Source organism: Streptomyces fumanus (genome assembly GCF_014655295.1).
Taxonomy (GTDB): Bacteria; Actinomycetota; Actinomycetes; order Streptomycetales; family Streptomycetaceae; genus Streptomyces; species Streptomyces fumanus.
This window is the reverse complement of the sequence record NZ_BNBI01000010.1, coordinates 408297-416543: the sequence shown is the minus strand read 5'-3', so window position 1 is coordinate 416543 and position 8247 is coordinate 408297. Positions and strand designations below refer to the sequence as shown.

Here is an 8247-nt window from a genome sequence, read left to right as displayed (position 1 = left end):
ACTTTTGGCACGCTGTTGAGTTCTCAAGGAACGGACGCTTCCTTTGTACTCACCCGAGAGACTCTCTCAGGCTTTCCTCCGGGCGCTTCCCTTCGGTGTTTCCAACACTATCAGGCGTTTCCCGTCCCTCTGACCACCCCCCTGCGCACAGGCAGGGGCGGATCCGGAGATTAGGATCTGACAGGTTTGGTTGCTGCCGAGCGAGGACACGTGGTCGCGCCGCCTCGCCTCCAGCAGGAGTATCGACTGTACACGGGGCCGTGGAACGGGTGCAAATCGATGGGGACTGTGGTCTAGACCTCTATTCGGTACCACTCATGCGGAACCGGTACTTCCTATGACATACCCTGCTGCTCAACGTGCCGTCCGGGACAGGCAGTGACGGCCGCCCATCTGCATCTCCACTCTGGGAGGCTCCCCATGACCACCGTGTCGTCGCCGCTGGCAGGACGCGCCATCGGGCTGGCCGCCGTGCCGGATCCGGTCTTCTCCGGGGCCATGGTCGGCCCGGGCACCGCCATTGACCCCGTCCGGGAGCCGTCGGAGGCGGTCGCGCCCGTGGACGGCGTGATCGTGTCCCTGCACCCGCACGCCTTCGTCGTGGTGAACGAGAGCGGGCACGGCGTGCTGACCCACCTCGGCATCGACACCGTGCAGCTCAACGGCGAGGGCTTCGAGCTGCTCGTGAACAAGGGCGACACCGTGACCCGGGGGCAGGCGGTCGTGCGCTGGAACCCGGCCGCCGTCGAGGCCGCCGGCAAGTCGCCGGTCTGCCCGGTCGTCGCGCTGGAGGCCACCGCCGAGTCCCTCTCCGAACTCCGCGAGGACGGCGAAGTGAAGGCCGGCGAGAGCCTCTTCGTCTGGCAGTGACATCGGTGCCGTCGCGTGACGGCCGGCAGGACAACCACCGCGGCGGCGGGTCCCGCCGCACTAACGGAGACGGGTGAGATGGAGACAACGCTGCGAGGCGTCGGTGTGAGCCACGGCGTGGCCATAGGCGAGGTCCGGCACATGGGGACGGCGGTGCTGGAACCGCCGGCCAAGCAGATCCCGGCGGAGGAGGCGGAGCGCGAGCAGGGGCGCGCCCGCCAGGCCGTGGAGGCCGTGGCCGCCGATCTGATGGCGCGCGGCAATCTGGCGGGGGGCGAGGCCCAGGCGGTGCTGGAAGCGCAGGCCATGATGGCCCAGGACCCCGAGCTGATGGCGGACGTCGAACGGCGTATCGCCGTCGGCAGCACCGCCGAGCGCGCGGTGTACGACGCCTTCGCGGCGTACCGGGCGCTGCTGGCCGGTGCCGGGGAGTACCTGGCCGGCCGGGTCGCCGACCTCGATGACGTGCGCAACCGCATCGTCGCGCGGCTGCTCGGGGTGCCGATGCCGGGTGTGCCGGACAGCGACGAGCCGTACGTGCTCATCGCGCGGGACCTGGCGCCGGCGGACACCGCGCTGCTGGACCCGGCCCTGGTGCTCGGGTTCGTCACCGAGGAGGGCGGGCCGACCAGCCACAGCGCGATCCTGGCGCGGGCGCTCGGGGTGCCGGCCGTGGTGGCGCTGCCGGGCGCGGGTGAGCTGCCCGAGGGCACGGTGATCGCGGTGGACGGCAGCAGCGGCGAGATCTTCGTGAACCCCAGTGCGGAGAAGAAGGAGCGGTTGGCGGCGCAGGCCGCCGAACGGAAGGCCGCGCTGGCCGCCGCGACCGGGCCGGGGGCGACCTCCGACGGGCACAAGGTGCCGTTGCTGGCCAACATCGGCGGGCCGGCGGACGTGGCCGCCGCGGTGGAGGCCGGGGCGGAGGGGGTCGGTCTGTTCCGCACCGAGTTCCTCTTCCTGGACGACAGCAAGAGCGCGCCGTCCGAGGAGAAGCAGGTCGCGGCCTACCGGCAGGTGCTGGAGGCGTTCCCCGAGGGGCGCGTGGTCGTGCGGGTGCTGGACGCGGGCGCGGACAAGCCGCTGGACTTCCTGACCCCGGCCGACGAGCCGAACCCGGCGCTGGGCGTGCGGGGGCTGCGGACGCTGCTGGACCACCCGGAGGTGCTGCGCACTCAGCTCACGGCGCTGGCGAAGGCGGCCGAGGGGCTTCCGGTGCACCTGGAGGTCATGGCGCCGATGGTGGCGGACCGGGCGGACGCCAGGGCGTTCGCGGACGCCTGCCGGGAGGCCGGGCTGCGGGCGAAGTACGGGGCCATGGTGGAGATCCCGTCGGCCGCGCTGCGGGCGCGGTCGATCCTGCGGGAGGTGGAGTTCCTGTCGCTGGGGACGAACGACCTCGCGCAGTACACCTTCGCCGCCGACCGTCAGGTGGGTGCGGTGTCCCGGCTGCAGGACCCGTGGCAGCCCGCGCTGCTCGACCTGGTGGCGCTGGCCGCCGAGGCGGCGAAGGCCGAGGGCAGGAGCTGCGGGGTGTGCGGTGAGGCCGCGTCGGACCCGCTGCTCGCGTGTGTGCTGACCGGTCTGGGCGTCACCTCGCTCTCCATGGGTGCGGCGTCGATTCCCTACGTGCGGGCGTCGCTGGGCAAGTTCACGCTCGCCCAGTGCGAGCGGGCGGCGGCGGCCGCCCGGGCCGCGGACAGTGCCGAGGAGGCGCGTACCGCGGCGCAGGCGGTGCTGTCCGGCGAGTAGGGGCCGGATGTGCTGGCCGGGAGGGGCGCTCCGCCTGTGGGTGGGGCGCCCCTCCCGGCGTTCAGTGGTGGTGGCCGGGGTCGGGTTCGTCGGCGCCGAGGTCGGGCGGCTCGCAGTAGTCGACGCCCGGTTCCGGTGCGATGAGGTCGCCGGATGCGGCGTCGGTGCAGTAGGCGTCGAAGACCTCGCCCGCGGTGAGGGGGGCGAGGCCGTGGCCGCGCAGGCGCCAGCCGTAGACGCGGTCGGGGGTGCCGGGGGCGCTGGTGCGCATGACGAGGCCGCCGGGGGTGTGGGTGGCCAGGCCCACGGCGAGGACGCTGGTGAATTCGAGGGCCTCGGCCTCGTCGAGGTGGGTGGTGCCGTCGGTGTCCTCGTCGGCGTGCAGGACGGAGACGAGGGTCTCCGGGGTCGCGGAGACGCTGCAGACCAGGTGGTGCTCGCCCGGCGGGGCGGTGTCCAGGACTCGGGTGAGCAGGTGGGAGGCGCGGGTGAAGGCGGCCCGGCCGAGGTCCTGGCCGCAGGTGGCGCAGGTGCCGAGGCGGGCCAGCAGGGTGCTGGCGTACTCCCAGGTGGCCTGGCGGACCGCTTCGTCGACGAGGGTGGGGAGGAGGTCGGTGAGGGGCTGGCCCTCGTAGGGGACGGTGGGTCCGGTGGCGGCGAGCTCCGCCGTGAAGCGGGTGCGGCTGGTGTGGTGGTCGGGGTCGAGGCCCGTGCGCGCGCAGTAGTCGGCGTACTCCTCCGGGTCGAAGAGGGCGATGGTGGTGTGGGAGCCCTGGAGGGCGCGGGTCCTCAGGACGGCTTCGACGTGCCGCAGGTAGGCGGTGTGGTCGTCGAAGGTGAAGCTGCGGTAGCGCCGCATGGCGCCGAAGTCGTGCTCGTCGGTGAGCAGGCCGATGGTGCCGGCGATCTCGCGGCGCAGGACGCGTCGCGAGGTCAGGTCGGTGTGCGCCATGTTTCCCCCTGTGTGCGCGGTCGATCAATGCTCACTCACCGTAACCGCGGGCACTGACAACGGGCCGGGATCAGGCGCGTTCGCGGGCCAGGGTCTCGTAGAAGCGCAGGAGGTCGAGGTTGTCGACGGAGCCGGGGTTGACCGCCTTGTCCAGGGGGGTGCCCTGGAGGAGGCGTTTGACGGGGACCTCGATGCGCTTGCCGGTGAGGGTGTGGGGGACGCCGGGGACCTGGACGATCTCGTCGGGGACGTGGCGGGGGGAGAGCTGTTCGCGGATGGTCTGCTTGATACGGGTCCTCAGGGCGTCGTCGAGGACGGCTCCGGGGGCGAGGTGGACGAACAGGGGCATCCAGTAGCCGCCGTCGGGCTGTTCGATGCCGATGACGAGGGACTCCCTGATCTCGGGGAGGCGTTCGACGGCCTCGTAGATGTCGGCGGAGCCCATGCGGACGCCCTGCCGGTTGAGGGTGGAGTCGGAGCGGCCGTGGATGACGACGGAGCCGCGTGAGGTGACGGTGATCCAGTCGCCGTGCCGCCAGACGCCGGGGTAGGTGTCGAAGTAACTGGCGTGGTAGCGGCTGCCGTCGGGGTCGTTCCAGAAGCGGATCGGCATGGACGGCATGGGGTTGGTGACGACGAGTTCGCCGACCTCGTCGGTCAGGGGGTCCCCGTGCGGGTCCCAGGACTGGAGGTCGGTGCCGAGTCCGGGGGCCTGGAGTTCGCCGATGTGGACGGGGAGGGTGGGGACGGCGCCGGCGAAGCAGGAGCAGACGTCGGTGCCGCCGCTGACGGAGGCGATCCACAGGTCGGCGCCGGCGGCGGCGAACTCGTCGTGCAGCCAGCGGAAGCCGTCGGGCGGCAGGGGTGAGCCGGTGGTCGCCACGCACTGGACCTTCGACAGGTCGTGGTCGCGGGCGGGGTGGACGCCGGCCTTGCGGCAGGCCATGACGTAGGCGGCGGAGGTGCCGAACAGGGTGGTGCCGGTGCGTTCGGCGATACGCCACTGGGCGCCGGTGTCCGGGAAGCCGGGGCTGCCGTCGTAGAGGACGATCGTGGTGCCGGTGAGCAGGCCGGAGACGAGGAAGTTCCACATCATCCAGCCGGTCGACGTGTACCAGAAGAAGCGGTCCTCGGGGCCGAGGTCGCAGTGCAGGCCGAGCTGCTTGAGGTGTTCGACCAGGATGCCGCCCTGGGACTGGACGATGGCCTTGGGCAGGCCGGTGGTGCCGGAGGAGTAGAGCACCCACAGGGGGTGGTCGAAGGGGACCTGTTCGAAGACGGGGTCGGTGTCGGCGGCGGTCAGGGCCGGCCAGTCCAGGGTGCCTTCCGGGGCGTCGGTTCCGAGCAGCGGGATGTGCACCACCGCGCGGAGGGTGGGCAGTTCGCGGCGGAGTTCGGCGACCACCGCGCGGCGGTCGTGTTCCTTGCCGCCGTAGCGGTAGCCGTCGACCGTGAACAGGACGACCGGTTCGACCTGCTGGAAGCGGTCCAGGACGGCGCGGGCGCCGAAGTCGGGGGCGCAGGAGGTCCAGACGCCGCCCACGGCGGCGGTGGCGAGCAGCGCGACGACGGCCTGGGGGATGTTGGGCAGGTAGCCGCTGACGCGGTCGCCCGGGCTGACGCCGAGGGCGCGCAGTTCGGCGGCGAGGGAGCCGACCTGGCGGCGCAGCTCCGCCCAGGTGACCGGGCGCGGTGCGTGGGTCTCGTCGACGTACAGGAGGGCCGGTTCGTCCGCGCGGGTGGCCGCCGCGCGCAGGGCGTGTTCGGCGTAGTTCAGGGTGGCGCCGGGGAACCACTGGGCGCCGGGCATCGCGCGGTCGCCCAGCACGCGCGCGTAGGGGGTGGAGAACCGGACGTCGAACCACTCGGTGACGGCCTGCCAGAAGGTGTCGAGTTCCTCGACGGACCAGCGGTGCAGCGCCGGGTAGCCGCCCGTCGCGGGGGCGCCGTGGTGTTCGGCGGCCCAGGTCTGGAAGCGGGTGATCGCGGCCCGGGCGATGCGTTCCGGGTCGGGCTGCCACAGGGGCTGGGGGTTCACGGTCGTCATGGGTCGGCTCCCGGACTGTGCGCGTCGTGTGCGTCGTCCCGCGCACGGGCTGGGGTGTGCGCGTGACGCGGCTGACACGGACGATGCCATGTGATCGACTTCCGCACCAGGGTGTGCCGCACATAGTCGCCCTCGTGAAGATGTGGTCCCGGCACGGGTGAACGGGAGTTGAACGGCACCCGTTCGGGTGGCGGTCAGTGGCAGGGTGAGCAGCATGGACGGTCGTGACCTGGTGCGTTCGGTGAAATTGGTGGGTTCGTTGCGGACGGGTCAGGGGTTACGGACCGTACGGGCGGCCTGGCGTCGGCGGCGGGCCGACGCCGCGGGGCTGGAGCGGCGGGGGGCGGAGCGGGCGCGGGTGCCGGGGGTGCTGCGGGAGGCGGAGTCCGGGCCGGGCGGGGGTGTGGTCCGGTTCGAGCGTGCGGAGCTGCGCATCCTGGTGGCCGTGAACGGCGCCGTCTTCTGGGGCTGGGACGGGGCCGGCCCGGAGCCCTCGTACGCGCTGGCGGGCCGGTGTCCGGAGCCGGATCCGCGGGTGGCCCTGGAGCCGGACAAGGACGGCGGCTGGCGGGTGGTGGCCGAGCGGGTGACGGTGGCCGTCTCGCGGCACGGCGCGGTGGAGGTGCGCACGCCGGGCGGGGTGACGCTGCGGCGGGAGTCGCCGCCCCGGTGGTGGGAGCCGGCCGGCGGGGGCCGGGCGCGGTGGATGCAGCGTTCGGAGGTGACCGCCGACGCGCGGTTCTTCGGGCTGGGAGGGCGGGCCTCGGGGCCCCGGCTGCGGGACGGGACGTACCGGCTGTGGAACACCGGTCCGGGGGCGGCGTCCGGGGCCGGGGACGATCCGCTGCCGGTGACGATGCCGGTGCAGGTGGTGGTGGCCGACGCGGGCACCCATCTGGTGTTCTACGACAGCTCCTGGGACGGGTCCGTGGTGCTGCGGGAGGGCGAGGAGGGGGCGGGGTCGGGGCACGACCGGCCGGGGACCAGCGTGCTGCGGATGGAAGGGGGGCCGCTGCGCTGCTGGGTGTCGGTGGGGACGCCCGCGCGCGTGCTGCACACCTGGGCCGCGCTGACCGGTGCTCCGGCGCTGCCGCCCGCGTGGGCGCTCGGTCACCATCACGCGCGGTGGGCGTCCGGCGGGGAGCGGGAGGTGCGGCGGGTCGTCGCCGGCTATCAGGAGCGGGGGCTGCCGCTGGACGCCGTGCACCTGGGCGCCGGCCACTTCGACGGGCACCGGGGGTTCACCGTGGACGAGGAGCGGTTCCCGAAGCTGCCGCAGCTCGCCGAGGATCTGCGGGCGGACGGGATCCGGCTGGTGTCGGTCCTCGCTCCGGCGGTCCCGGCGGAGCCCGGTGACGCCGTGTACGACGGCGGGGCGGCCCGTGACGCGTTCGTCCGGGACGCCGCCGGTGAGGTGGTGCGGGGGGTGGCGTGGTCCGGGGAGGCGGTATTCCCCGACTTCACGCACGCGCGGGTGCGCGCGTGGTGGGGCGGTCTGTACGAGGAGCGGCTGACGCAGGGCTTCGCGGGGTTCTGGCACGGCATGGACGAGCCGACGTCGTTCGCCGCGTTCGGGGAGCCGACGCTGCCGCGGTCGGCCCGGCACGCCCTGGAGGGCCGCGGGGGCGACCACCGGGAGGCGCACAACGTGTACGCGCTGTGCATGGCCCGGGCCGGGTACGAGGGGCTGCGGGACCTGGTGCCGGGGCAGCGGCCGTTCGTGTTCTCGCGGTCCGGCTGGGCCGGTGTCCAGCGCTACGGCGGCATCTGGTCCGGCGAGGCGGCCACGGGCTGGGCGGGACTGCGGGCGTCGCTGGCGCTGGTGCTGGGGCTCGGGCTGTGCGGGGTGCCGTACTCGGGAACGGACATCGGGGGCTCGGACGGGAGTCCGTCGCCGGAGCTGTATCTGCGGTGGTTCCAACTGGGCGCGTATCTGCCGCTGTTCCGGACACACGCCGGTCCCGGGGCGGGGCGGCGCGAGCCGTGGGAGTTCGGGGAGGAGGTGCTCCAGTACGCGCGCGTGGCGCTGGTCGAGCGGCGGCGGCTGCTGCCCTACCTCATGACGCTGGCGCACCTCGCCCGGCGCACGGGCGCCCCCTATGTGCGGCCGCTGTGGTGGGCGGCGCCGGAGGACCGGGCGCTGCGGGACTGCGAGGACGCCTTCCTGCTGGGTGACTGCCTGCTGGTGGCGCCGGTGCTCGCCCCGGGGACGGACCGGCGGGCGGTGCGGTTGCCGCGCGGGCGGTGGTACGACACGGCGACGGGACGGGCGTACGAGGGGCCGGCGCAGGTGCTGGTCGAGGCGCCGGCCGCGCGGATCCCGGTGTTCGCCCGCGCGGGAGCCGTCCTCCCGGTGTCCGGCGCCGACGGCGGCCTGGAACTGGAGGTGTGGGCGCCCGCCCGGGGGCGGACCGGGGGCGGGCTGGTCGTGCCGGACGCGGGCGACGGCTTCGGCGAACCGGAGATCGAGCGGTACGTCGCCCGCTGGCGGGGCCCCCGGCTGGAGGTCGAGCGGGAAGGCCCGGACGGCGGGAGCGAGCCGCCGTATCCGGTGCGGGTGCGGGGGCGGGTGGACGGCTGAGGTCCGTACGGGCCGCGGCGCCGTACGGGGGCGCGCCCCGGCCCGGGT

The 8247-nt window shown here is 73.8% G+C and carries 5 protein-coding genes; 3 read left to right on the top strand and 2 right to left on the bottom strand.

Translation table 11 applies throughout. The features are described from left to right. Nucleotides 1-420: 420 nt before the first annotated feature. A complete protein-coding gene (locus tag IE316_RS24015; protein WP_190206517.1) occupies nt 421-870 on the top strand; it encodes a PTS sugar transporter subunit IIA in 450 nt (149 codons plus the stop codon). Between the two features lie 78 nt (nt 871-948). Next, complete coding sequence (ptsP, locus tag IE316_RS24010; RefSeq protein ID WP_190206516.1) at nt 949-2619, top strand: phosphoenolpyruvate--protein phosphotransferase; 1671 nt, start codon at nt 949-951, stop codon at nt 2617-2619. A gap of 61 nt (nt 2620-2680) precedes the next feature. On the opposite strand, the gene IE316_RS24005 is transcribed toward ptsP, so the two are convergent. Then, on the bottom strand, nt 2681-3571 hold the full coding sequence (locus tag IE316_RS24005; RefSeq protein ID WP_190206515.1) for a DUF8829 domain-containing protein: 891 nt from the start codon (nt 3569-3571) through the stop codon (nt 2681-2683). 70 nt (nt 3572-3641) lie between these two features. Then, the gene (locus tag IE316_RS24000; protein WP_190206514.1) at nt 3642-5618 is read right to left on the bottom strand and encodes an acetoacetate--CoA ligase; all 1977 of its coding nucleotides are present in this window, start codon (nt 5616-5618) and stop codon (nt 3642-3644) included. A gap of 214 nt (nt 5619-5832) precedes the next feature. On the opposite strand from IE316_RS24000, the gene IE316_RS23995 reads away from it, so the two are divergent. Then, a complete protein-coding gene (locus IE316_RS23995) occupies nt 5833-8199 on the top strand; it encodes a glycoside hydrolase family 31 protein (protein WP_190206513.1) in 2367 nt (788 codons plus the stop codon). Nucleotides 8200-8247: the final 48 nt, after the last annotated feature.

What these genes read in the sequence shown, in the direction of transcription:
- IE316_RS24015 (WP_190206517.1), top strand. Translation starts at nt 421, where the DNA reads ATGACCACCGTGTCGTCGCCGCTGGCAGGACGCGCCATCGGGCTGGCC.
- IE316_RS23995 (WP_190206513.1), top strand. Translation starts at nt 5,833, where the DNA reads ATGGACGGTCGTGACCTGGTGCGTTCGGTGAAATTGGTGGGTTCGTTG.
- IE316_RS24000 (WP_190206514.1), bottom strand. Translation starts at nt 5,618, where the DNA reads ATGACGACCGTGAACCCCCAGCCCCTGTGGCAGCCCGACCCGGAACGC.
- IE316_RS24005 (WP_190206515.1), bottom strand. Translation starts at nt 3,571, where the DNA reads ATGGCGCACACCGACCTGACCTCGCGACGCGTCCTGCGCCGCGAGATC.
- ptsP (WP_190206516.1), top strand. Translation starts at nt 949, where the DNA reads ATGGAGACAACGCTGCGAGGCGTCGGTGTGAGCCACGGCGTGGCCATA.